This window comes from Streptomyces sp. NPDC089424 (genome assembly GCF_044749345.1).
In the GTDB taxonomy this organism is placed as follows: Bacteria; Actinomycetota; Actinomycetes; order Streptomycetales; family Streptomycetaceae; genus Streptomyces.
In genome coordinates this window covers 423010-445623 of sequence record NZ_JBIVHU010000002.1, presented here as the reverse complement: position 1 = coordinate 445623, position 22614 = coordinate 423010, and the positions used below count along the sequence as shown (strand labels likewise).

Here is a 22614-nt window from a genome sequence, read left to right as displayed (position 1 = left end):
TTGACGGTGCCGGTCACGAAACGCAAGCTCAATGCTGATGAATATCGCCGTCGCCGCGCCTGCCCGCACCCGTGGCCGTGGCCGCCCCCGCGGCAACCCGCCGACCCGCGAGTCGATCGTCAGCGCGGCCCGCGCGCTGTTCCTGGAGCGCGGCTACAAGCGCACCACCGTCCGCGCGGTGGCCGGGGCCGCCGGGGTCGACCCGGCGCTGATCGCCTACCACTTCGGCTCGAAGAAGGGCCTGTTCGCGGACGTGATGCGATTCCAGTGCGCCCATGCGCTGGCGGCGGACGACGTCCTGGGCGGCGACCCGGCCACCCTCCCCGACCGGCTGATCGACGCGGTGACGGGCCTGTGGGAGGACGCCGACTTCCGTGAGCTGACCGCCCAGGGCGACGAGGCCGCCGACGTGATACGGGAATACCTCGAACGCGAGCTGCTGGCCCGGCTCGGTGAATTTCTCGGCGGCCGGGACGCGACCGCACGCGCCACGGCCGCAGTGACCGTCCTCGGTGGCCTCATCTACACGCGCTACCTCAATCCCCTCCCCACGCCCGCCGCCCTCACCCCGTCCGAGATCCGGCGCCTCCTCACCCCGGCGCTACGCGCGGCACTGACCCCGCGTCCGCCCGGGCACCGTTCCGGGAGGCCCGGCGGGGGCGGGTCAGCGTAGCCCGGCGAACAGGTCGTTCTCGGGTGTGGCTGCTCCGGTGGTGTCCCGGACTCGCAGGAAGGTCTCGACGCCCATCAGATCGGTGAACCGCTCCTTGCCCATTCTGAGGAAGAAGATGTTGTCGCCCTGACTGGCGTGTGCGGCGAGCGCGTCGAGCTTCTGGCCGGCGAACGCGGTGGTGTCGACCCAGGTGGTGATCTCCTCGTCGGGGAGTCCGATCTCGACCGTCGCGGTGTCCTCGGCCGTCGCAGTGTCATCGACGGTCTCGGCGGCCCCGGCGGTCGGCGTCGCGTCCGACGCCGGCTCGTCCGTCCCGAACTCGCGAATGGCCTGTTCGAAGCGCCGCATCATGGAGTGGGGTGCCGTCGTCCAGTACACCTTGGGTGTCAGCGTCGTCATGGCGAGCGCCGCCATGGTGATGCGGTGGGTCTGGATGTGGTCCGGATGGCCGTAGAAGCCGTTCTCGTCGTAGGTGACGACGACATCCGGCTGATAGCGGTGCAGGAGTTCTGCCAGTCGGGCGGCGCCCACTTCCACAGGGGTCTGCCAGAAGGATTCGGGGGCGTCGTTCGTCGGCCAGCCCATCATCCCGGAGTCGGCGTAGTCCAGGGTCTCCAGATGGCTTACGTTCAGGATTTCGCAGCTCGCCTTGAGTTCCTGACGTCGTATCAGGGCGACGGCCGCCGGATCGTGCCCGGGATCGCCTGGCTTGACCCCGCCCGGCCCGTCTCCACAGCCGCCGTCGGTGCACGTCACCAGGACCGTGCGGATGCCCTCGGCCGCGTATTGGGCGAGGACCCCTCCTGTGCCGGTGGCTTCGTCGTCTGGATGGGCGTGCACCGCCATGAGCGTCAAGGGGCGGTCATTCATGAAGCAGTCTCCTGTGTGAAAAGGCGTCGTACCGGGTCTGCAAAGAGTGCTGAGTGGTCCGGTCCCAGTATCGATTGCCGGACGCCCTGACGTGGCAGGGGCCCCAGGACGTCCGGATCTCCCAGGTCTTCCGTCGTTCAGCCCTCAGACGCAGACGAAACGGCCTGGAGGTAGGCGTCGTGGTACTTGCGCAGCCGGGGGGAGCGCACGGCGGGCAGCCCGATCAGGGTGTCGTCGAAGGCGTGGCGATGGGGTGTCAGCAGGTACCAGGGCCTCGGCGGCAGGGGGTAGTCGTCGTGAAGGACCCCTTCCGGGAGGCTCCCGGTCGCGGGCATCGGCGAGGTCTCACCCGGATGGGCGAGGTACGCCCAGACCCCGCTGTCGAGCGGCACCACGGGCCCCTCAAAGCCTGGCTCGCGCCAGGACGCCCCGGTGAGGGGATGACGCGGGACGAGGAGGATGTCGGGACGAGGCCGACGCGGTCTGATCCCCGGACCGGCCAGCCCTACGGACCTGGCTCCGGATCCGGCAGGGAGATGGCGACCGACGGCGTGGCCGAGCAAGTCGTCGAGGGGACCGGCAAGGAGACTCACCGGCCGGTCTTCCGTGGCGGCCACGAGATGGGCCAGTGCGACTCCGACGGCCGCCTCCCGGCGCCGGCTCCACGACCCGTCGGGCTCGACGGGTGGGACGCGATGCTCCGCGTGTTCCAGATCGTCCCAGTCCGGAGGAGGAGCGGCCGGGAGCCCCGAAGGGCGGCGTGTGACCGCGTCGGGTTCGAGCCACACCGTCTGCCACATTCCGCAGTCGTCCGTGCGCGTGGCCACCGCCCTCTCGCACCCCTGGCACGCCAGGTTGGGGCCGTCCCGGCCGTCCACACCCCGGCAGTAGCCGTCGCACTTCTCGGGGATCAGGCGCATGGACCGGGAGTCGCCGGGAGCGAGGACGATCCTGTTCCGCGCGCCGAAGGAGACGGAATACACCGGAGCGAACACTCCTTGCCGAGCAGCCGCATCCGCTCCGACCTCCTTCCACCGCAGCCAAGGCGGGCCGGTGGGCTGGGGATCGACGGCGTACGTCGCGGGCTCCATCAGCGGAGGATGCAGCTGCTCCCACCCTCCCAAACAAGCTCCTCCTCGGCCCGGTTTCACCGGGATCTTGCCTCGCGCGTAGCGGAGAATCCACCGGATTTGGAACGGCTCGGCGGGCGAGCCTGCGCAGGGGAGTGCGTGCTGTTCCTAAGCTGCCCGGGCGCACGATGCCCGCGCCGGTCCGGGCCGCCGGTGTACCACCGGAGACCGACGGGCGGATATCTCGGACAGCGAATGCGCTCATTGCTGCCCTTTGTTTGCCGGCCGCTTCGAATGCGCCCGTTTATCGAAGTTTGAGAACGCAGGACGGTTTGTGGAGAAGCCGATTGGACTGTGCCAACGGCATACCATATCTGGCCAATCTGCCCTGTGTGAAAGAGGTGCCTGGGTGACCGTGTCTGACGGTTTCACGCCCTTTCGTGCGCGCGCCCCGATCGGCTGACTGTCTCTCACATCCGTAGAGTCTCAGTCGCACCGTATCGCACGACAAACAGCCACCCTTGAGTTCCTTCAAGCGGCCGGATTCCTACGAGATAACCGGGCCGGCGGACCTCTTCCGCTCCACCCCTATTTCTCGATGCCGGTGGATTCCCCTACCTTACGGATTAATCCCGAAGGTCCACTTCCGGGATTTCCGCTCACCTAGGAGGAACAATGAGGCGTCCCCTTCGTGCTCGACTGGCCGCGGCGGCCGTCGCCGCGGTGGCGATCGGTGGCATGACCGTCGTGGCCGCGCCCGCGGCGCAGGCCACGCCCAGCGACTGCACGGCCTACCTGGCCGCTCTGGGCTTCTCCAGCACCGACACCAACCTCGCCTGCACGGTCGGTGGTTCCGGCCTGCCGGCCGACCGGCTCCTGTGCCGCGTTCTCCTCATGAACGTGTCGTCCGTCCCGCCGCTCATCGCCGACAACGCCTGCCGCCTCGCGGCGGCGTAAGCACCACAGCACCACAGCATCACCGCACCACCAGAACACCTGGGAGGAATTGACCGGAGAGTCTTCCTCCCAGGTCGTTCAGGTGTGCGGAATGAAAGAACCCCCGCATGCCCCCGCGCGCGCCCATAATGCGCCGGGGGCTACTGCTGCTGCTGGGCCCTGGGATTTCTCCGTCATGGCGATCCTGTAGCGCGAGTTGGCATTCCGAGGACAGTGCGCGGTGGTATTCCGCTTCCGTTCCGTCCTGGATGCGAAAGAGCGCAACGAGTGATCCTGCGTCCCCACCACTGCCGACATGCGGGCTCCGCTCTATAGAACTAGCATTTGAGAGTGGGAGCGGGTGAATCTCGCGCCTCAGTGTTGGATGTTCAAGCAGCCCTGATCGACATCGCACACCATACGGATCCCTCATGTCCCATCATCTCGACACCCCCCTCGCGGCTCAGAGCGGCCAGCTGTTCATCGATGACCTGTACGTCTTTCCTGGCGAGAACAGCACCGTCCTCGTCGTCGACGTCAACTCGAACATCACCGGCGCCTACGCCGAACCGGGCTTCCACCCCGAGGCGCGCTACGAGTTCAAAGCACACTTCGACGGCGCCGAGTTCGAGTCCCTGACCTACCGGTTCTCCTTCGCCGAACCCGACGCCGTCGGTCGTCAGGCCCTCCGCCTGCACATGCTGACCGGAGAAGAGGCGCGTGAGGACGCCGCCGACGGCGAAGTGCTGCTGGAAGGACGCACCGGCGAGACCGCCGAGGCCGACTCCACCCGGGTCTGGGCGGGGCGTATCGCCGACCCGTTCTACATCGACCTGTCATTGCTGGCCGTCGTCAATGGCGCAGTTGCCAAGGGGACCGCCGCTGACCTGTCGGCCTGGCACCCGCAGGAAGCCCGGAACAGCTTTGCCGGCACCACCGTCGAGACGATCGTGCTGGAGGTCTCGCACGAGCACGCGCAGTTGCGGCCAGGGGCCCGTGCCGGGGTGTGGTGCGCCACCAAGCTGGCCACGGACTCCGGTGGGTGGCGGCAGATCAACCGCGCGGGACACCCGATGATGTGGCCGATCTTCTGGCCCGACGACACGGACTTCTCCCACCCCGCCAACACCCGGCACCCCTCCGAGGACGCGGCGGCCGACGGCCGGCTCATCGCGGAGCAGGTCGCCGCCGTCGTGGCGGCGACCGGGACCTCGGCCGACCCCTCCGGCTACGGCCGGACCGTGGCACGGCAGCTGCTCCCCGACGTCCTGCCCTACGAGATCGGAACCCCTGCCAGCTTCGGTTTCGCCACCCGCAACGGCCGCACCCACGCCGACAACGCACCCGAGGCGATGCTGTCCCTCGTGACCAACACGGCCGTGCCCTCCGGACTCACCCCCGCAGTCGCCGGCGAGCAGCGGACCGACGCCTTCCCCTACGTGGTCCCCGCCTGAACCTCGCAGTCCAGGATCCGCCCGTCCACCGTTCCCACGACCAGCCGCTGTAGGTCCGCCCGGTACGCCGCGGACACCGGCGTGACCGGGTGGCCGTGGGCGCGCAGGGTGTGGCGGGCTCGCACCTCGCCCGTCGCCGTGTCCAGGACCTCCACCTCACCGGTGAGGTACACGACGTAGAGCCTCCGCTCGTCGCCGTCGAGATCGGCGAGCGGCTTGTCGGTGCCGTACACCCAGCGTGCTCCTCCGTCCGGCAGCCGACGGCTGACGACGTAGGTGCCCTCACGGGCTTCCCCGTAGGTGGCGCCCTGCTCGTACGATCGGCCCGCGTGGACGAGCGTGTGTGTCAGCTCGACGGCGGGGCCGTACGAGGGCCGGATTGCGGACTCAGGGTCCCAGCGCAACGGGAAGAGGGGGCGTGCAGCGGCGGGGCCGTGGGCGCCTGGTGGTTCGATGACGTGGATCCACGGCTCGTCGTCGCCCGGCCCGGGGCCGTCCACGTACAGCAGACGAGTGCTGTGTCTGACGCGCGGCGCCGGAACGTTGGAGTGGCCGGCGGCGATGTCGAGACGTGCCGCCTCCTGGTGCGTGGGGGGGAGGAGCACCGCGGCGTGTGTGCCGGGCCCTTGCGGGCGCAGGGCGAGCCAGCCTTCTTCCGTCGTGCACAGTGATGGGGCGGCCGGCACGTCCACGGAGTCCACCGCACGGCCGTCCGCCGTCGATATCCGCCGGACAGTGGTGGCGCGGTCGATGAGGCGACCCGCTTCCTCGTCGCGCCGGTAGCCCCGGTACGTCACCCACGCCGACATGTCGTCAGGGGTCGCCTCGACCCGGACGCTTCCCTCCCCGTCCGCAGGAAGAGCCCACCTCAGGGCGCCCGACGGATCCCAGCACTCGAGGTCCGTGTGCAGGCCGGTGGCGAGCACCCGGCCGTCGGCCAGCACCGCCAGGTCCCGCACCTGGGCCCGCCGCCGCCACCGTCCCTCCGTCAGCCGCGCGAGCGTGTCCTCCACGCGCGGGTCGTACAGGAGCCCGCTCTCGACCATCGGATGGCGCGCTTGATCGGGGTCGACCAGGCCGGCCGGAGCGGACAGCCAGTCGTCCGCCTCGACGGCCCACTCGAATCCCTTGCGGAAGCCGCCGTCCTTGTCCTCGGGGGACAGCAGCATCGCGAGCCTGCCGTCCTCCAGCCAGCGCAGATGGCGCACTTGGCGGCTCTTGCTCAGCAGGTTCGTCACGCGCCCGGTCTCCAGGTGCAGCAGGAGCAGCTGTCCCTCGAAGTCCCATGTGCCGTCGTAGCGGCCGGTGCCGACGGCGACGAGCGGCAGCTCGGGGTGCGGCTCGATGGCACACACGGAGTAGCGGGAGGGGACGATGTGGCGCGGACGGAGCGTGCCGGCGTCGTACACGCCGATCCGGTGGCCGAGCCAGTGGCCCGTACCGCGCCACATGACGTGCCCGAGGTCACCTGCCGCGACGACACAGTCGTGACGCGCGTCGGTCACCGCCCACACGGGCCGGCCGATCTCGGCGAACGGCCGGTCCCCGAGTATGCGGCGGACGGTCAGCTGATCCGGCACCACGATCTCCCCCACCCCAGGTGGCGCACAGTCTGCCAGTCACGGCGCTCCGGCCGCAGCCCCGCGACCCGTCCTGAAACGTGCCTTCGCAGACGCGATCACCCAGGCCAGGGAAATCGCAGCGAAGTCGGCCATGAAGGGATGACGAAGTCGTACATCGTGACGGGGTTCGCCGGCGTAAGAGTGCGTCCGGGAGCGTCTCCTGACGCGGCGCCAGCGCCGGGATCGAGGGCTGGTGGGCGCAACGGGCAGAGTTGCAGGCAAGATCGTATCGAGTGATACGGTTGCAGTCGTAACGATAATCGTGCAACTCGAGCAGGAGATGTTGTTCGTGGATGTCTATGAGGCGGTCGCCAGTCGACGGGCGGTACGCAGCTTCACCGATCGTCCCGTCTCCAGACAGGTGCTGGAACGCGTGATGTCGACCGCGGCGTGGGCCCCCTCCGCGTCGAACCTCCAGCCGTGGAACGCCTACGTGCTCACCGGCAGCCCCCTGGAGGAACTCAAGAAGCGTGCGGGGGAGCGGTTGGCCGCCGGCGATGAATGGGACGAACCCGAGTACGAGCAGTACCCGTCGGAACTCAAGTCGCCCTACTCCGAGCGTCGATCGGCCTTCGGCGAGCAGCGCTACGGTGCGCTCGGCATCCGTCGCGAGGATCTGGAAGCGCGTCAGAGGGCCGCATCGGCGAACTGGGAGTGCTTCGGTGCTCCCGCCGCACTGTTCTGCTACATCGACCGCACCCTCGGGCGACCGCAGTGGTCCGATGTTGGCATGTTCCTGCAAAGCGTGATGCTGTTGCTGCGCAGCGAAGGGCTGCACAGTTGTGCGCAGATGGCGTGGGCGAAGTTCCACAAGACGGTCGCAGAGGTCGTGTCCCCGCCCGACGACCAGATGCTCTTCTGCGGCATGTCGATCGGATTCGAGGAGCCGACGGCATGCGACCCGCGAACGGGCCGCGCGGAACTCACGGAAACGGTCACCTTCATCGACGGCTGAGACAGTGATCAGGGCAACGGGTGTGTCGCTGCCGGCCGCTATCATGCGAGCCATGGAATGTTTCGCCGCCGCGCGTACCCGTCTCTGAGGGACCCGCTCACCGCCGACTGACGGACTGAGCGGGCCGGTCATGCCCTGTTCTCCCTCAGCCTGAAAGGCACACTTCCATGCCCATTCGCGCGTTCGTCCCGGACGACCTTGCGACCCTCATCGGACTGACCATCGAGACGTTCCGACCCTTCTACGAGGACTCCTTCCGGCCTCTGGTGGGTGACGTCGTCTTCACCGGCCTGCACGACGACTGGCGCGGCGACTACCGCAAGCAGATCACCGAACTCCATGCCCCCGAGCGGCACGCCTACGTCGCGGTCGCCGAATCCGACGAAGGCATCGTCGGCTACGTGGCGTGGAGCGTCGAGCCGACCCGCGGAACCGGCAGCGTCACGCACCTCGCCGTCGCGGCCGGACAGCGCCAACACGGCCTCGGTACTGAACTCTGCGAGCACGCCTTCGCGCAGATGCGGACGCTCGGAGCCCGGTCGGTCGAGATCGGGACCGGAGGGGACGCCTTCCACGCGCCCGCCCGAGCACTGTACGAGAGTCTCGGCTGCACCCCGTTCCCGGTGACCTACTACTACCGGGAGCTCTGACCCGGCACGGGCCCCGATCCGAGACCGCTCCGGGGCAGGCATGTGCGCATGCCTGCCCCGGAGCGGAAGAGTGCCCGCCTGCGTCCCGCACAGGCTTCACTTGGCGGCTGCGTCGAAGCGGTCCCGGTTCCGGCTGATCTCGTCGTGGTGGAGGCCGGCCCAGTCGATCAGTGACACCACGATGTCGTGCAGAGTCCCGCCGAGCGGGGTGAGGTCGTACTCCACCCGCGGCGGCACTTCGGCGTACGCGGTACGGGTGATCAGTCCGTCGCGATGCAAGTGCCGCAGGGTGAGGGTCAGCATGCGCTGGGAAATGCCGGGGACGCGGCGCAGCAGGTCGGTGTAACGCAAAGCTCCGTCGTTCAGGGCGGCGATCACGAGCGCGCTCCACTTGTCGCCGGCCCGGTCCATGATCTGCCGGATGATCGCCCTGTTCTCCGGTGGCCAGCGGGCGCAGGGACCCGATGGCACGACGGTGTCCGTCTTGGCCGTGACGTCCTCCGCGGTGGCGTCCATGGCGCACATCCCCTTCCGGTTGCACACACCCATGTGCCTTATGTACGGCCTCCCATACTGGCCCATGATGGCGTTACGCCCAAGACGTAAGAACTGGAGGTGCCACCCGTTGAAGGTGGAAATCTGGTCCGATCTCACCTGCCCGTGGTGCGGTCTGGGGAGCCATCGTCTCGACAGGGCTCTGGAGCGGTTCGCCCACGGCGACGACATCGAGCTCATCCACCGCTCCTTCCCCCTGGACCCCGATCTGCCGAGCAGCCCGGCGGTGCCCACCCGGGAGCTGCTGAAGCAGAAGTACGGGATGGACGACGCGCAGGCGGAGGCCGCCACCCGCCGGGTCGAGGCGCTGGCCGAGCGTGAAGGGCTGAGGCCGTACGTCGTCCTGGACAACAAGAAGGCCAACACCCAGCTGGCCCATGAGTTCCTCGCCCATGCCACCACCCGGGGCAAGCACAGGGAGGCCTGGCACCTGGGCTTTCGCGCCTACTTCGGCGAGGCCCGCTCGCTGTTCGACATGGACGCCCTGCTCGAACTGAGCGACGAACTCGGGCTGGACCGCAGTGAGACCCGACAGGCCCTCACCGACCGCCGTTACCGGCAGCAGGTCCAGGACGAGACCCGCCGCGCCAAGGAACTCGGCGCCCGCGGGGTGCCGTTCCTCGTCATCGACGGGCAGTACGCCATCGCCGGCGCCCAGGACACCGACACCCTCCTCGGCGCTTTCCAGCACGTGTGGGACGCCAGCCACTCACCGCTCGTCTCGACCCTGGTCGAAGACGCCGACGAGGTCTGCGGCCCGGACGGATGCGCGGTGCCCGGCGATCACGCCGCACGTCACTGACCCGGCTTCGGCCCCTCCGCAGCCCTCACAGCCCTACGGGCCGCAAACGAAGCGCGGCCCTTCCTCCCTCTCCCTCACCCCGCACGACAGGAATCACTCGTCATGTCCTACCTGCTGCACGTCGACTCCTCCTCCCTCGGCACGGCTTCGGTCTCCCGCCAGGTCGCCGACTCCTTCCGGGACGCCTGGACGGGCGAGGTCGTCCATCGTGACCTGGCCTCCCGCCCCGTGCCGCACCTGAGCGCCGCGGCCATCTCCGCCCAGTCGACGGACCCCGCCCAGCGCACCGCGGAGCAGGCCGAGGCGGCCGGCGTTCAGGATGAACTCATCGCCGAATTCCTCGGGGCGAGCGCCTACCTGTTCACCGTGCCGATGTACAACCGCACGATGCCCTCGGTGTTCAAGGCCTGGCTCGACCAGGTCATCGTCGTCGGCCGGACCATCAGCCGCACCGGCGCCGCGCCCGCCGCCGGCCGCCCGGCCGTGCTGATCTCGGCCCGGGGCGGCGGCTACGGCCCCGGCACCCCCAACCACGGCAAGGACTTCCTCGTCCCGACCCTGGAGTCCGTGCTGGGCGACGCCGAATACCTCAGCCTCGACGTCACCACCCTCGTCGCCGAGCTGACCAAGGCGCCCGTCGTGCCGGCGCTCGCCCACCTCATCCCGGTCCATGAGGCCTCCCTGGCCAACGCCCACGAGCAGGCCCGCCTGCAGGCCGAGAAGATAGGCCAGCAGCTCACCGCCTGACTCACCCGGCACGACCGCCGTGGTGGGGGCGCGACGGCCCCACCACGGCGGTCCTCGCAGCAAGAGTCTTGTGGGGCCGCCGACCGATGAGTTGTGGGTCGTCCCGGGGTCAGACGTCAGAAGCAGCAGGACCACTGGCGAACCGACGCGCTCGTACCCGGAGGAGACGCATGGCACAGCTCATCTACTCGATGGTCACCTCGCTCGACGGCTACGCCGAGGCCGCGGAGGGCGACCTCGGCACCGGAGCCGAGGATCCGGAGGTCCATACCTTCATCAACGACCTCTTCCGCCCCGTAGGCACGTACCTCTACGGCCGGCGGATGTACGAGACGATGGTGTACTGGGAGACCGCCCACACCGAGCCCGACCAGCCGCCGCACATCCTGCAGTACGCCCGCGACTGGCAGGCGGCGGAGAAGATCGTGTACTCCACGACGCTCGAATCCGTGTCGAGCGCCAAGACCCGGATCGAGCGGAGCTTCGACCCGGACGCGGTGCGCAAACTCAAGGCCGAGGCCGACCACGACCTCACCGTGGACGGTCCGAACCTCGCGGCCCAGGCGATCGCGGCCGGCCTGGTGGACGAGTACCACCTGTTCATCACCACGAGCGTGGTCGGCGGCGGCAAACGGTTCTTCCCCGACGGCCTGCGCCTCGATCTCGAGCTGGTGGACAAGCGTGCCTTCGACAGCGGACTGATCTACGCCCGCTACCGCACGCGCTGAGACGCCCCCACGTGCATGCGCCGGCTCACCCGGTGGTCATGCCCGGAGGGCGTCTCGGCGACGGTCAACCGATGTTCTTCAGGTGCGACCAGTCGTTGTGGAACGTGAATCCGCCGCTCGCCGGTGGCATCGGCGACTGCACTTCGATCCAGCACAGCGGTTCCGTGCCGAGGGCGGCGAAACCGTGCGATGCGCCGACAGGGGCGAAGACGAGGTCGCCGGCGCCTGCCAGGTCCTGCTCGCCGTCGCAGAAGGCCCGAGCCTCACCGGAGATCAGGTAGTAGATCTCCTCGAACGGATGGAAGTGCTCCTTCGCCGTCTTGAGGGGGGCGTCGTTCACGGTCCCAGGCGTGAACTGCACGATGAACATGGCGTGGTGCCGCGCGCCGAGGAGGTCGTCCACCATCATGCGGATCTGGACGTTCTGCACGTTGGCGCCGTGGTACCCCGGCATCGAGATCGAACCGGGCGGTGCCATGTCCGCCTGGTCGAAGTGACCGACATACGGCTTGGTGGGGTCCAGCTCGTCGACGGGCACCCCGTGCGTCGGCACCTGTGTCTCGTCGGCCGCGAACACCCCCCACGTCCCCCTGCCGTCGATGGGCCGCGGCTGAGGAGCGTGCACGCGGAGCATGCGTACACGCTGGTCGGTCGGGTTGCTCCAGGCGTGCCCGACGGCGTAGGGCACGAGGCCGAAGTCATGGGGAACCAAGGCGTACTGGTGGTCGGCGACCGCGAGCAGCGGGGCGCCTTCCAGGACGAAGAAGGACTCCTCGAACGGGTGCCGGTGGCCGATGACGTGACCGCCGGGTTCGATTTCGACAAGGGCGATGGACAGATGGCCGGCGCCGTGGTCCGGCCCGAGGACGGGCGCCACGCTGACGCCCTTTCCCGGTTCGCTCGGATGCGACTCAAGGAACTGAAGTCCGTCTCCGCGGTGGATGCTCATAGTCCGAGGAGCGCGTGGTACCTCGACCGGCTGCTTCATCGTCACCTTCCCCTGCTCAGCTTGATGCTGTACGACTGTCCACAACGGCTGTTAGCCGAGGGAAAATCGCAGGTGAGGCGCCGACTACGGCTGGTCGTTCCCTGAAGGGTGCCGACTGGTGGCCTGGGGTGGTGTGGGTGCTGCCTGCTGGCACGTTCCACACAGCTCGTGCCGTCCGTCGTAGGTGACGACGGTTCCCCAGCCGAGGCAGTGTTCGCAGCGCTGGGCTTCTGACAGATCGGGATGAGGGGGCACAGGGAGGTGGGGGGAGCGGGATCCCTGGGTCATGCGGCGTGTAACTCCTCGGCGGTCGCATTCCTCAGACGTAACGCGACCAGTCTGTGGCAAAAGTCCTATTTTGTATAGAGGGGTGGCGTGGAGCGGATCGCATCGGGCATGCGCGGAGTCCGAAGCCCGCTGGAGAAGGGTGGTCCGTGCCGTGTCCACGAATGGTGCCTGGCGGATCCGACGCGCCGATCCCGACGAGGCCGCAGGGCTTGAGCGGCTCCAGGAGCGGTCGTCGACGCACTGGGGGTACCCACCGGGATACTTCGACTGGGCGGGCGACGCTCGGGCGATTCCAGAGGCCTACGTCCGGATCAACCCGGTCTTCGTGCTGGAGCAGGAGGGCGGCAGAGTCCTTGGCTTCTACGCTTTCACCGAGGAGGGCGGCGACCTGTTCCTGGACAAGCTCTTCGTCGACGCCGACCAGATCGGCAAGGGATACGGCAAGCTGCTCTGGCGGCACGCGATCCACACCGCGGGTGAGCTCGGGCGATCCGACTTCATCGTCGCTTCGGATCCGAACGCCGCTCCGTTCTACGCGGCCATGGGGGCCGTCGAGTACGCGACGAAGCCGACGGCCGAGCCGTCCTGGACTCTGCACATGTTCCGCCACACCCTTTCAAGCTCATTCCCTCTCAGGGCGGGCAGGAGGTCAGAAAGCGGAGATGATCGAACCATCCGGTGATGTTTCAGGCGACCCCTGCTCCTGAAGAACGTCCATGGTTCGCAGGCGCGCCGCGTCCTGACCCGGGGGTGCACCGAACATTCGCCGGTATTCCCTGCTGAACTGCGAAGGGCTTTCGTACCCCACGGCGTAGCTGATTGCCGCAATGTCACGTGGCGATGCCATGAGCTTGATACGCGCCTTTTGCAGCCGGAGCTGTTTTTGGTATTGCAGGGGACTCATCGAGGTCACTGCCCGGAAATTCCGGTTGAGTGACGAAACGCTCAATCCCACTTCGGTGGCGAGGTCGTCGATGCGGATCATCTCGTCGTAATGCGTCTTGATCCATGCGATGGCACGGGCGACGAGCGTCGTGCGGCTGTCGGCCAGGCCGACCTGTCTGATCATGGCGCCTTGGGGACCGTTCAGCAGTCGCCAGTGGATCTCGCGTCGGAGGCCGGGTGCCAGTACCGGAATGTCATGGGGCTCGTCCAGCAGGCGGAGCAGCCGGACGACGGCGTCGAGCAGTCTGTCGTCGGCGTCGCTGGTCGCCACGCCCGGCCCCGTGTGCGGACGGACGGTGGTCGGGCCGGCTTCCAGCAGCAGCTGGGCGATGATCGCCGGCCGCAGGGGGAGCCCGAACGCGAGATACGGCTCGCTGGGTGTGGCGCGGGTGATGTGCGAGGTCAGGGGCAGGTCGACGGTTGCCACCAGGTACTGACCGGCGTGGTAGTCGAAGACGTGGTCGCCGAGAATCGAGCGCTTGGCTCCCTGCACCGTCAGCGCGATCATGGGCTCGGTGACCGAGCCCAGTGGTTCGGTCGCACGCTCGGTCGAGAAGACCGCCATCTGCTGGATCCAGACCGGACGGGGGCTTCCCGCGGCCAGTCGTGTGATCCGGTGCTGAATTTCCTTGAGCTGCTGCACCATGCCAGACAACCACGTGCGGGTCGGCGCGGCCGGCACGATGCGGGCGGGGTTGCGCGGATCGTGCAGTCATCCGCGTCCATCGGTCTAGGAGGACATCGGGCCGCGGGGTCGAATGGAGAGGTACCCGGGAGGGCGGTCGCAGCGTCCGTCCTCGCACATTTCCCGCCTGAGAGGTCGCACCATGTCGCTCGATTCCTATGTGACGCTCGGACGTTCCGGACTGCGCATCAGCCCGTTCACGTTGGGCACCATGACTTTTGGGGAGGACCACGGATGGGGCAGCAGCCCGGGAGAGTCCAAGGGCATTCTCGCGGCATATCTCGATCGGGGCGGAAACTCGATCGACACGGCCAACATCTACACCAACGGACATTCCGAAAAGATCATCGGTGACTATTTCGCCGACCGGCCCGGACTGCGCGACCGGGTGGTGATCGGCACGAAGTTCTTCGGGAACCTCTACGAGAAGGACCCGAACGGCGGCGGACCAGGCCGCAAGGCCGTCGTGCAACAGCTGGAGAATTCGCTTCGGCGCCTGCGGACCGACTACGTCGACATCTACTGGTTGCACAACTTCGACCCCTCCACGCCGACCGAGGAGACGCTCCGTGCGCTGGATGACCTGGTCGCCGAGGGCAAGGTGCGGTACGTCGGGTTCTCCGACGTACCGGCGTGGGCGACCGCGGAGGCGGCCACCGTCGCGCGGTTCCGCGGGTGGGCCCCGATCATCGCGCTGCAGGTGGAGTACTCCCTGCTCGAACGTACCTCGGAGGGCGAACTGATCCCGATGGCCCAGGCCCTGGGCATGGGAGTGCTGCCCTGGGGGCCACTGAGGAGCGGCTTCCTGTCCGGCAAGTACTCCAGCTCCGCCACGGGACCGGTGGACACCGCACGTACGCAACTGGTCGGCGCCCCGAGCGAAGCCGACTACGTCGTGATCGACGCGCTCAACGCCGTCGCCCGCGAGGTGGGCGCAAGCCCTGCCGCCGTGGCGCTGGCCTGGGTGCGGGACCGTCCCGGAATCACCTCCACCTTGGTCGGCGCCCGCCGCTTGGAGCAGTTCGAAGCCAATCTGCGGGCCCTCGACGTGACCTTGACCGACGCCCAGCGCGTGGCACTGGACGAGGTCTCCGCTCCCGCGCTGAACTTCCCCGCCGAGAACAACAGGACGCTGGCTCCGATGCTCCAGTTCGGCGGCGCCACCGTGGACGGCCGGCCTGCGACGGTCTCCCCGCTCCTGCGGGCCAGCAGCGCCCGCTACTGAACACCAGGCAACAACGGAAAGGACGGACACGTCACTGCGGTCCGTCGGCAAGACCGCCCTGGTCACGGTCTCGGGTCGCACGGCGCTCGTGCCACCGCTCGACGCGCGCCCGGGGCGCGGGCTGCGCATCGTGGAGGCGCTGGCGAGCCGGTGGGAGGTGCTGGACCGGGTGCCGGTGGCCAAGACCGTACGCGCGGAGCTGGACCTTTCGCACTGAACGGACGTTCGGTCGCCGGGGCCTTGTGCAGGGTTGGCCTGTCCATGACGATGAAGCGCCCGTTCATCGTTTCGGAAGGGACTTTCCATGCCCGAGCAGTCCGCTGGAATGCCGCGTAGAAGGACCGTTCTCACCTCGGCCGCCGGGACGGCCGCCGCCGTACCCCTGATCGCCTCCGCCGGGCAGGCCGCCGCCGCGCCCCGCGAAGGCGGTCCGGGGCACGGCGGCGGGGCCGCGACCACGCAGGCGCCCGGCCGGGAGTTGCGCACGCTGCTCAAGGAGATCGACGCGGACCGGATCGAGGCGACCGTCCGGCGTCTCGCGGCGTTCGGGACCCGGCACACGCTGTCGGTTCAGGACGACCCCAAGCGCGGAATCGGCGCCGCGCGCGACTGGATCCTGGCCGAGATGAGGAAGTACGCGGCGGTGTCCGGGGGCCGGATGACCGCCGAACTCCAGTCGTACATCCAGGAACCCGCCTCGCGTATCCCGGTGGCGACGCGGATCACCAACGTGGTCGCCACGCTGCGCGGTTCGGTCGACCCCGACCGGGTGTACGTCGTCGCCGGGCATTACGACTCGCGGGCCACCGACGTCATGGACGCGACCAGCGACGCGCCCGGCGCCGATGACGACGCGTCAGGTGTGGCGCTCGTCATGGAGCTGGCACGGGTGATGGCCAAGCGGCGCCCGGCGGCGACGATCGTGTTCATGGCGGTCGCCGGTGAGGAACAGGGGCTGTACGGATCGGGTTACGCCGCCGAGCAGTTCAAGGCGGCGGGGGTGGATGTCCAGGGCATGTTCACCAACGACATCATCGGCAGCTCGCGCGCTGACGACGGCACCAAGGACCCGTACACGGTACGCCTGTTCACGGAGGGCGTGCCGACGTCCGAGACCCCGGCACAGGCCAACATCCGCCGCTCCGTGGGTGGCGAGAACGACTCGGCGACCCGGCAGCTCGCCCGTTTCGTCAGCGACGTCGGGAGCAACGACGCGACCGGCATGAAGGTCCGCGTGGTCTACCGGCGCGACCGCTATCTGCGGGGCGGCGACCACATCCCGTTCCTCGAACGGGGCTACCCGGCGGCCCGGTTCACCGAACCGGCCGAGGACTTCGCGCACCAGCACCAGGACGTACGGGTGGAGGACGGCAAGCAGTACGGCGACCTGCCCGAGTTCTGCGACTTCGACTACATCGCCCGCGTGACGCGGGTGAACGGCGCGGTGCTGTGGACCCTGGCGCAGGCCCCGGGGACGCCGCGCGAGGTCCGCATCGTCACGAGCAACCTCACCAACGACACCGAGCTGAAATGGGCGCTCGGCACGGAGCCGGACCTGGCGGGCTACGAGGTGGTGTGGCGCGAGACCACCGAGGCCGAGTGGACACATGTGATCAAGGTCGGCCTCACGACCACGCACACGGTGGACCTGTCCAAGGACAACGTCTTCTTCGGCGTACGGGCGGTCAATCGCGACGGCAAGCGGAGCCCCGTCGCCTTCCCGCTGCCGGGTAACTGACGGACCCCGCCGCCCGCTCCGCCGAGGCGGGGAGCACGCCGCGCCGGGCGGGCGGCGGGGGCCAGGCGGTCGCCGGCTGCGGCACATATATCTGGGCAGAGCACGTCAGTCAGCTGCGGCGTTCTCGGCCTCCCGGCGCAGCAGGTCGCCTGGCTGGCACTTGAGTACCTCGTAGAGCGCGGTGAGGGTCGCGAAGCGCACCGCCTTGGCGCGGCCGTTCTTGAGTACCGCCAGGTTGGCGGGTGTGATCCCTACGCGGTCCGCGAGCTCGCCCACGGAAATCTTCCGCCTCGCCAGCATCACGTCGATGTCGACGGCGATCGGCATCAGATCACCTCGTCCAACTCTGCCTGCATCTGTGCCGCTTCGACGTTGCGCGCGACAGCCTGGGCGAGCAGCATCCGCAGCACGCGCACGATGAGCGCGACCCCCAGGATGGCCATGCCGACCCCGCCCATGATGACGGTGACGCCCGGGTCGTCCCGCTGACCCGGCGCATTGATGGCGGTGACCGCGAACCACACGAGGGCAGCCGCCACGATCGCGCCGGTCACGCCGTCCACGTACCGGAAGGCGGCGTGGGAGAACACGGTTCCGTGTCGCACCATCGTCACCAGCCGCCATACGCAGACCAGGGCGACCTGGACCGACATCATGCCCAGGATCGTGAGCACGCGGAACCCGGTCAGCGGGAGCGTCCCGTCCTCCGGGTCGCTCCCGCTGACCAAGGTCCACACCATCAATGCCTGCACGAACACGGTGCCGGCGAGCACCACCACGAGCAGGACGCGCAGCGCACGCACGGTCAGCTTTCCCATGACCCATCCTTCCATCGAACTGCGATTGAAATCTATCGAGATTCGATAGATCGGGCAAGGGAGGGGCTGGAGAGTGCTGCCGGGCAACGGCTGTGATGCCGGCCGGACCCGGACGGATCGTTGCAGCGGGGGTGGGGAAACGGGCGCGGGCCGCCACGGCGGTGCGCCGTGGCGGCCCGGTCGCTGGTGCCGTGTGCGCCGTGCGAGGTCAGAGGTACTTGTCGTAGAAGGGGATCAGTGCGTCGAGGGCCTGCTGGGTGGCCTCGGGCTTCCAGTACAGGTCGTAGTGGGACTGCCCCGGCACCACCAGGAGATCCTTCTGCGCGGAACGGGCTCGGTCGAGCAGGTCGAACCCGTCACGGTAGGAGCCGAACTCACCGGGGACGCCGCCGACGACGATCTGCAGCGGCTGGGTGAGCAACTGCTCGGCGAGGTGGAAGGCGTCGTAGCCGATCGCGGGGCCGGCGTGCGAGAACAGCGATCGGTTCACTCCGTGGGGCTGCTGCCCACGCGGGGAGCGGTAGTACTTGGTCGCCTCCACCATGTCGAGTCCGGTGATGCCCAGTTCCTCCGCCATCTGCGGCGACGAGGGCAGAACGTCGTCGACCCGCGGCTCGGCGCCCCGGGCCTCGGCGGTGCGCTGCGCGGCGATGGCGTCCAGCGTCCTGATCGCCGAGTCCGGGGTCAGGTCGCCCTCGCGCATCAGCCGGCCGTAATTGACCGCCGCGACGGTGCCCACCGCCTTGAACCGGCGTTCGGTCATGGCCGCGGTCACGGCGTAGCCGCCACCGCCGCAGATGCCCAGCACGCCGATGCGGTCCTCATCGACGTGATCGAGGGTGACCAGGTAGTCCACGGCGCAGCGGAAGTCCTCGACACGGAGGCCGGGGTCCTCGATGTAGCGAGGTTCGCCTCCGCTGGCGCCCTGGTGGCCGGCGTCGAACGCGAGCACGACGTAGCCCTGCCCGGCCAGAGCCTTGCCGTAGATGCCGCCGGAGGTCTGTTCCTTGCAACTGCCGATGGGATGGGCGCTGACGATCGCGGGATACCTGCGGGAGGGGTCGAAATCGTCCGGCAGGTGGAGATCGGCGGCGATGTCCAGGTTCTTGTTCTTGAAGGTCACGGTCTGCATGCGAAGAGCCCTGTTCCGGTGGCTGATGGTTGATCTTTTCCTGGTGCCGGCGGAAGGGAATCCGCTCGGCACATATGCAGACTGGCATCCATGTCCGCAGGTCAAAAGTGGAGAGAACCTGCATAGGAGGAAACCTTCCTACCCACGATCGCGCGACGGCCTGGGACACTGGTTCCATGACCGGCGACAAAGCACATCGCAGTGAATTGGGCGACTTCCTCAAGGCCAGGCGTGCGGAGTTGCTCCCTCACACGGTCGGACTGCCCGACACCGGTCGGCCCCGGCGGGTGCCGGGTCTGCGGCGGGAGGAGGTCGCACAGCTCGCCTCGATCAGCACCGACTACTACACCCGTCTCGAACAGGGCAATCTCCCGGCATCCGCCCACGTCCTGGCGGCCCTTGCACGTGCCCTGCGGCTGGACGAGGACCAGCGGACGTACTTGTACAGCCTGGCCGGCAAGGACGCGGCGAGGCCCCGTCGCCGCACCTCACAGCGCGTCCGCCCCTCCTGGCAGCGGCTGCTCGCCCAGCTCACCGAATCGTCCGCCCTTGTCCTGGGCCGGTACATGGACATTTTGGCGTGGAATTCCGTGGCAGCCGCATTGGTGACCGATTTCTCGAAGATTCCCGCCGCGCAGCGGAATTACGTCCGCCTCGCTTTTCTCGATCCCGCGGTACGAAGCCTCTTCGACGACTGGGAGACGATCGGGCGCGACTGTGTGGCGTTCTTGCGTATGGAAGCCGCGCAATTCCCGGCCGACTCCCGCCTGACCTCCTTGGTCGGGGAGCTGTCCGTGCAGGACGCGGACTTCCGGCGCTGGTGGGCCTCGCACGACGTGGCGCTCCGGACCGGTGGCACCAAGCTCCTGCACCACCCCGTCGCCGGTGACCTCGCGCTGGACTGGGAGATCCTCACCAGTGCGACCGACCCCGACCAGCAGCTCTTGCTCATGACCGCCGAACCCGGCAGTCCCTCCCACCAGGCGCTGAGCTTCCTCACCTCATGGACGGAAGCCCGCTCCGGCGCTGACAAGGCACAACGGTGACGGTCAGGGCTTGAAGTCAGAGCTTGAGGGATGACGGTCAGCGCTTGAAGTCCGTCTCCGTGACGCTCGTCCGCAGCGCTCGGCCGCTCTCCCAGCTGTTGGCGCCCGGTGCGACCGTCGGGACGGCGATGTCCGACCGGTTCTGCCGCTTGCGGGACGTCGAGATGCCGAGCCTGTCGTCCCGGGCTCGGATCATCTCGTCCCGGGCCTGCCCGTCCTCGGTGAAGCCCATCATCAGCTGCGGAATCCCGTAGGGGAAGTCGTCGCGGTCGTACTGCCACGTGTGGAACGTCTTCCCGTAGGTGCTCACGAGATCCTCGAAGTAGGCGTGCTCGGCCATGTCGGGGATACCGGGAGCGGTGAGGCTGCCCGACTTCACCTCGTAGTGGTGGCTGTGCCACAGCCGCTTCTCGTCCTCCGGCAGGCTGCGGAAACGCTCCTCGCTGACGATGTACTCGATGCCGATCAGACGGGCGTCGGGTGCGTTGCGGTCGAAGATCACACACTGGTGCAGGTCGTGCTGGAGATGGATGCAGAAGTGCGTGGCTTCGACCTGCCGGCCCATGTCGTCGGCGTACATGTGGAAGCCGTTGAGGTAGGTGCTCATCGCGTCGAGCGGGTACTTCGGCTGGATCGCGCCGGCTGCCAGGTCCAGGGCGCGGTGCTTGAGCGGATGTCCCTGGCCGATCTTGCTGATCGTCGCGGCCTTGCGACCGAACAAAAGCCCGGCGGCAGCTGTCAGGCCTGCCGCGGCACCGATGGCGACGCTGCCGGCCGACCGCCGCGCGAAGCCAGGTGAGCGGTGCGTGACCTGTGTGAATGCCATGAGCGGCGAGTGCCCCTGCGTGCGGGGCCGTAACGGACGCCAGACGCTCGGGTGACCCTCCTGCGCACCCTCCCTGGGACAGGGCCTCGCCGACGTCCCTCCACGGGTCTGCGAGATCTGTGACACGGAGCCCCCGAGGCGTGCCCGCTACTCGGCGGGATCCTCCCGGGAATGCCGGACCGCACGCTTCAGAGCCGTCTCCAAGTCGTAGCGGGACTCACCGGTCGCAGCGGCATGATCGGTGATCGCGGTCTGCGCCGCCTTCGCCGCTTCCCGCCAGACCGCACGCTGCGCGTCGTACTCGGCGCCGTGGAGCCCGGCGAGCCTCGCGCGCTGCTCTTCAGCCGCGCGCTCCAGCGCAATGAGATCCTCGGGGATGTCCACGAGTAGATCGTATTTCGACGGGTGCGGGTGCGCTCGTGTCGTCGGGCGGCGGGGAGGGCGGCCGGGCACGGAGGGCTCTCGGCCCGTGCACCAAAAATGCCATTCGTACCTTTCAGGCGAATAATGCTCTGATGGACGTAATTTTCGAACCGTCGGTGTATCCGCCGCTCGCCCTGGGCTTCTTCGGTCTGGCAACCGGATACCTGATCTGGGGCTCCCAGGAACTGTTCGGCTGGCCCCAAAGAGACGAGCGGGTCGACCGGGCGATGGGCGTCTGGGGCATCTGGCTTCCGGGGTTCTGTCAGTTCCTCGCGGGTGTCATCCTCTTCGTGGGCCTCACCTGGTTCGAGGTCTTCAAGGAGCCGCCGCTCTACATGGCGGCGCTGGCCTTCTCGGCGTACGGCATCCACTGGTTCGCACTCGGCTGGGACCGGTACCGCGGCAACGACGCACGCGTGAACGCCGGTGTCGGCGTGGCCTACATGGTGCTGTCGGCCCTCGGCGCGACGGTGTTCTTCGCGGCGGACGACTGGCCCGTGGGCCTCGTCTTCGTCGGGCTCTTCTGCGTCTATCTCAGCAAGTTCGTCGCGTCGCTCGGCGTGCCCGTTGCTGAGCGTGTGATGGGACTGTTCCGCCTGCTGACCGCCGTCTGGTTGCTGTACCTCACCTTCGCCGTGGTGGTCAATTTCACCCTCGGGTACGACTGGCCCACGTAGCGCGCGAGGGGTCCTCCACCGGGCTGCACGCGCGGCAGGCGGGCTTCTATTCGGGAGTCCCGCGCACGGCTGATCTGTCGTCGCGGCGAGCCAGCAGTCCGCTGGCGGTCACCGCCGTCGTGCGGCGCACCAGGTCCGTGAAGTCCACACGCATGGAGGCGAGTTCGGGGTCGGAGGCGTACGCCGCCAGCATCGCTTCCGAGGGGCGGCTGCACTGCCATGCCGACATGGCCATCAGAAGGGTCGTCTCCACCAGTGCGACGGCCCCCTCGGTACCGAGTTCCGGAAGGTGGCGCTGCACGAGCTGGACCACGTCCTGCAGCACACGGCGGGCAGCGTATTTGTGACGGATGCCCACCTCGGTCGAGATGTTGTGCTCCAGCACCGAGCCCTGCGCACTCAGCAGGTCGCACAGCACGGGCCGTCGCGCCATCGAGGTGGCCAGGATGTCGGCCAACCGGTCCCCGCGCTCCTGCTCCGTGCCTTCGCCGGACGGCTGCGCCTGTGCCAGTTCGGCGATCCAGCTCTGGATCTCGGTGTCGAGCAGTTCGAGCAGAACCGCTTCGCGTGACTCGAAGTAGCGCAGCACGTTCGCCTTGGCCAGGCCGACGCGGCGGCTGAGCTCGTTGAGGCTCAGTTTCGCGACGGGCATCTCGGTCAGCATCGTCGCCGCGGTGTCCAGGATCTGGCGCCGCCGCTGGCTTCGCTGTTCGTCGGTGCGCGCGCGTTGGAAGGTCACCTCCTCATGTTACAAACCGCCG

Annotated in this window: 25 protein-coding genes and 1 pseudogene; 14 read left to right on the top strand and 12 right to left on the bottom strand. The window is 68.4% G+C overall.

Translation table 11 applies throughout. The features are described 5' to 3' along the window. The first annotated feature begins 37 nt into the window (after positions 1-37). Positions 38-673 (top strand): TetR family transcriptional regulator, encoded by a 636-nt coding sequence (locus ACIP2X_RS09665; protein ID WP_401669769.1) that lies wholly within the window; start codon positions 38-40, stop codon positions 671-673. Here ACIP2X_RS09665 and ACIP2X_RS09660 read toward each other — a convergent pair. Both ACIP2X_RS09660 and ACIP2X_RS09655 read right to left on the bottom strand, forming a co-directional pair. Continuing rightward, positions 665-1543 carry a PIG-L family deacetylase gene (locus tag ACIP2X_RS09660; protein WP_401669766.1) on the bottom strand — a complete coding sequence of 293 codons (879 nt, stop codon included), beginning with the start codon at positions 1541-1543 and terminating at the stop codon, positions 665-667. The two genes, ACIP2X_RS09665 and ACIP2X_RS09660, sit on opposite strands and share 9 nt — an antisense overlap. 137 nt (positions 1544-1680) lie before the next feature. Then, positions 1681-2526: a hypothetical protein gene (locus ACIP2X_RS09655; RefSeq protein ID WP_401669763.1), complete on the bottom strand. Its 846-nt coding sequence runs from the start codon at positions 2524-2526 to the stop codon at positions 1681-1683. A 762-nt stretch (positions 2527-3288) separates the two neighbouring features. Here ACIP2X_RS09655 and ACIP2X_RS09650 point away from each other — a divergent pair. Together ACIP2X_RS09650 and ACIP2X_RS09645 are read left to right on the top strand one after the other, a co-directional pair. After that, positions 3289-3570 carry a hypothetical protein gene (locus tag ACIP2X_RS09650; protein WP_401669760.1) on the top strand — a complete coding sequence of 94 codons (282 nt, stop codon included), beginning with the start codon at positions 3289-3291 and terminating at the stop codon, positions 3568-3570. A 410-nt stretch (positions 3571-3980) separates the two neighbouring features. Further along, entirely contained in the window at positions 3981-5003 is a 1023-nt protein-coding gene (locus ACIP2X_RS09645) for a DUF4331 family protein (RefSeq protein WP_401669758.1), read from the top strand. Here the strand turns inward: ACIP2X_RS09645 and ACIP2X_RS09640 are convergent. Beyond that, complete coding sequence (locus tag ACIP2X_RS09640; protein ID WP_401669756.1) at positions 4985-6583, bottom strand: hypothetical protein; 1599 nt, start codon at positions 6581-6583, stop codon at positions 4985-4987. The two genes, ACIP2X_RS09645 and ACIP2X_RS09640, sit on opposite strands and share 19 nt — an antisense overlap. A 331-nt stretch (positions 6584-6914) precedes the next feature. On the opposite strand from ACIP2X_RS09640, the gene ACIP2X_RS09635 reads away from it, so the two are divergent. Then, complete coding sequence (locus tag ACIP2X_RS09635) at positions 6915-7580, top strand: nitroreductase (RefSeq protein WP_401672270.1); 666 nt, start codon at positions 6915-6917, stop codon at positions 7578-7580. A 167-nt stretch (positions 7581-7747) separates the two neighbouring features. Next, on the top strand, positions 7748-8230 hold the full coding sequence (locus ACIP2X_RS09630) for a GNAT family N-acetyltransferase (protein WP_401669753.1): 483 nt from the start codon (positions 7748-7750) through the stop codon (positions 8228-8230). Between the two features lie 96 nt (positions 8231-8326). Here the strand turns inward: ACIP2X_RS09630 and ACIP2X_RS09625 are convergent, their stop codons facing one another. Next, positions 8327-8746: a winged helix-turn-helix transcriptional regulator gene (locus tag ACIP2X_RS09625; RefSeq protein WP_401669750.1), complete on the bottom strand. Its 420-nt coding sequence runs from the start codon at positions 8744-8746 to the stop codon at positions 8327-8329. A 115-nt stretch (positions 8747-8861) separates the two neighbouring features. Between ACIP2X_RS09625 and ACIP2X_RS09620 the strand changes: the two genes are divergently transcribed. The 3 genes from ACIP2X_RS09620 to ACIP2X_RS09610 all read left to right on the top strand — a co-directional run bounded on the left by ACIP2X_RS09620 (position 8862) and on the right by ACIP2X_RS09610 (position 11062). Further along, entirely contained in the window at positions 8862-9587 is a 726-nt protein-coding gene (locus ACIP2X_RS09620) for a DsbA family oxidoreductase (RefSeq protein WP_401672267.1), read from the top strand. Between the two features lie 102 nt (positions 9588-9689). Continuing rightward, positions 9690-10334: an FMN-dependent NADH-azoreductase gene (locus ACIP2X_RS09615; RefSeq protein WP_401669748.1), complete on the top strand. Its 645-nt coding sequence runs from the start codon at positions 9690-9692 to the stop codon at positions 10332-10334. Positions 10335-10504: 170 nt separating this feature from the next. Continuing rightward, positions 10505-11062: a dihydrofolate reductase family protein gene (locus tag ACIP2X_RS09610; RefSeq protein ID WP_401669745.1), complete on the top strand. Its 558-nt coding sequence runs from the start codon at positions 10505-10507 to the stop codon at positions 11060-11062. A gap of 64 nt (positions 11063-11126) precedes the next feature. Here the strand turns inward: ACIP2X_RS09610 and ACIP2X_RS09605 are convergent, their stop codons facing one another. After that, entirely contained in the window at positions 11127-12011 is an 885-nt protein-coding gene (locus ACIP2X_RS09605) for a cupin domain-containing protein (protein WP_401669743.1), read from the bottom strand. Positions 12012-12489: 478 nt separating this feature from the next. Between ACIP2X_RS09605 and ACIP2X_RS09600 the strand changes: the two genes are divergently transcribed. Beyond that, complete coding sequence (locus tag ACIP2X_RS09600; protein ID WP_401669741.1) at positions 12490-13020, top strand: GNAT family N-acetyltransferase; 531 nt, start codon at positions 12490-12492, stop codon at positions 13018-13020. Here ACIP2X_RS09600 and ACIP2X_RS09595 read toward each other — a convergent pair. Continuing rightward, positions 12988-13848 (bottom strand): AraC family transcriptional regulator N-terminal domain-containing protein, encoded by an 861-nt coding sequence (locus ACIP2X_RS09595; RefSeq protein ID WP_401672264.1) that lies wholly within the window; start codon positions 13846-13848, stop codon positions 12988-12990. The genes ACIP2X_RS09600 and ACIP2X_RS09595 overlap by 33 nt on opposite strands. 262 nt (positions 13849-14110) lie before the next feature. Between ACIP2X_RS09595 and ACIP2X_RS09590 the strand changes: the two genes are divergently transcribed. From ACIP2X_RS09590 to ACIP2X_RS09580, 3 genes and pseudogenes are all read left to right on the top strand, one after another. Continuing rightward, positions 14111-15193 carry an aldo/keto reductase gene (locus ACIP2X_RS09590; RefSeq protein ID WP_401669738.1) on the top strand — a complete coding sequence of 361 codons (1083 nt, stop codon included), beginning with the start codon at positions 14111-14113 and terminating at the stop codon, positions 15191-15193. 103 nt (positions 15194-15296) lie between these two features. Next, positions 15297-15410, top strand: a pseudogene (locus ACIP2X_RS09585) (ATP-binding protein); the annotation flags it as partial. Positions 15411-15518: 108 nt separating this feature from the next. After that, positions 15519-16931, top strand: a complete 1413-nt coding sequence (locus ACIP2X_RS09580) for a M20/M25/M40 family metallo-hydrolase (RefSeq protein ID WP_401669736.1) — start codon at positions 15519-15521, stop codon at positions 16929-16931. A gap of 105 nt (positions 16932-17036) precedes the next feature. Here ACIP2X_RS09580 and ACIP2X_RS09575 read toward each other — a convergent pair whose 3' ends face one another. The 3 genes from ACIP2X_RS09575 to ACIP2X_RS09565 form a co-directional block, all read right to left on the bottom strand. Beyond that, positions 17037-17258: a helix-turn-helix domain-containing protein gene (locus ACIP2X_RS09575; protein ID WP_401669733.1), complete on the bottom strand. Its 222-nt coding sequence runs from the start codon at positions 17256-17258 to the stop codon at positions 17037-17039. Beyond that, complete coding sequence (locus ACIP2X_RS09570) at positions 17258-17749, bottom strand: DUF2975 domain-containing protein (RefSeq protein WP_401669731.1); 492 nt, start codon at positions 17747-17749, stop codon at positions 17258-17260. The genes ACIP2X_RS09575 and ACIP2X_RS09570 overlap by 1 nt, the downstream gene beginning before the upstream one ends. A 208-nt stretch (positions 17750-17957) precedes the next feature. After that, positions 17958-18881 (bottom strand): alpha/beta hydrolase, encoded by a 924-nt coding sequence (locus tag ACIP2X_RS09565; protein ID WP_401669728.1) that lies wholly within the window; start codon positions 18879-18881, stop codon positions 17958-17960. Positions 18882-19057: 176 nt separating this feature from the next. Here ACIP2X_RS09565 and ACIP2X_RS09560 point away from each other — a divergent pair, with 176 nt between their 5' ends. After that, positions 19058-19927: a helix-turn-helix domain-containing protein gene (locus ACIP2X_RS09560; protein WP_401669726.1), complete on the top strand. Its 870-nt coding sequence runs from the start codon at positions 19058-19060 to the stop codon at positions 19925-19927. 37 nt (positions 19928-19964) lie between these two features. Here the strand turns inward: ACIP2X_RS09560 and ACIP2X_RS09555 are convergent, their stop codons facing one another. Further along, on the bottom strand, positions 19965-20753 hold the full coding sequence (locus ACIP2X_RS09555) for an OBAP family protein (protein ID WP_401669724.1): 789 nt from the start codon (positions 20751-20753) through the stop codon (positions 19965-19967). A 147-nt stretch (positions 20754-20900) separates the two neighbouring features. Continuing rightward, positions 20901-21137, bottom strand: a complete 237-nt coding sequence (locus ACIP2X_RS09550) for a hypothetical protein (RefSeq protein ID WP_401669721.1) — start codon at positions 21135-21137, stop codon at positions 20901-20903. 131 nt (positions 21138-21268) lie between these two features. Here ACIP2X_RS09550 and ACIP2X_RS09545 point away from each other — a divergent pair, with 131 nt between their 5' ends. Next, positions 21269-21853 (top strand): hypothetical protein, encoded by a 585-nt coding sequence (locus tag ACIP2X_RS09545; protein WP_401669718.1) that lies wholly within the window; start codon positions 21269-21271, stop codon positions 21851-21853. A 46-nt stretch (positions 21854-21899) separates the two neighbouring features. Here ACIP2X_RS09545 and ACIP2X_RS09540 read toward each other — a convergent pair whose 3' ends face one another. After that, entirely contained in the window at positions 21900-22592 is a 693-nt protein-coding gene (locus ACIP2X_RS09540) for a TetR/AcrR family transcriptional regulator (protein ID WP_401669715.1), read from the bottom strand. Positions 22593-22614: the final 22 nt, after the last annotated feature.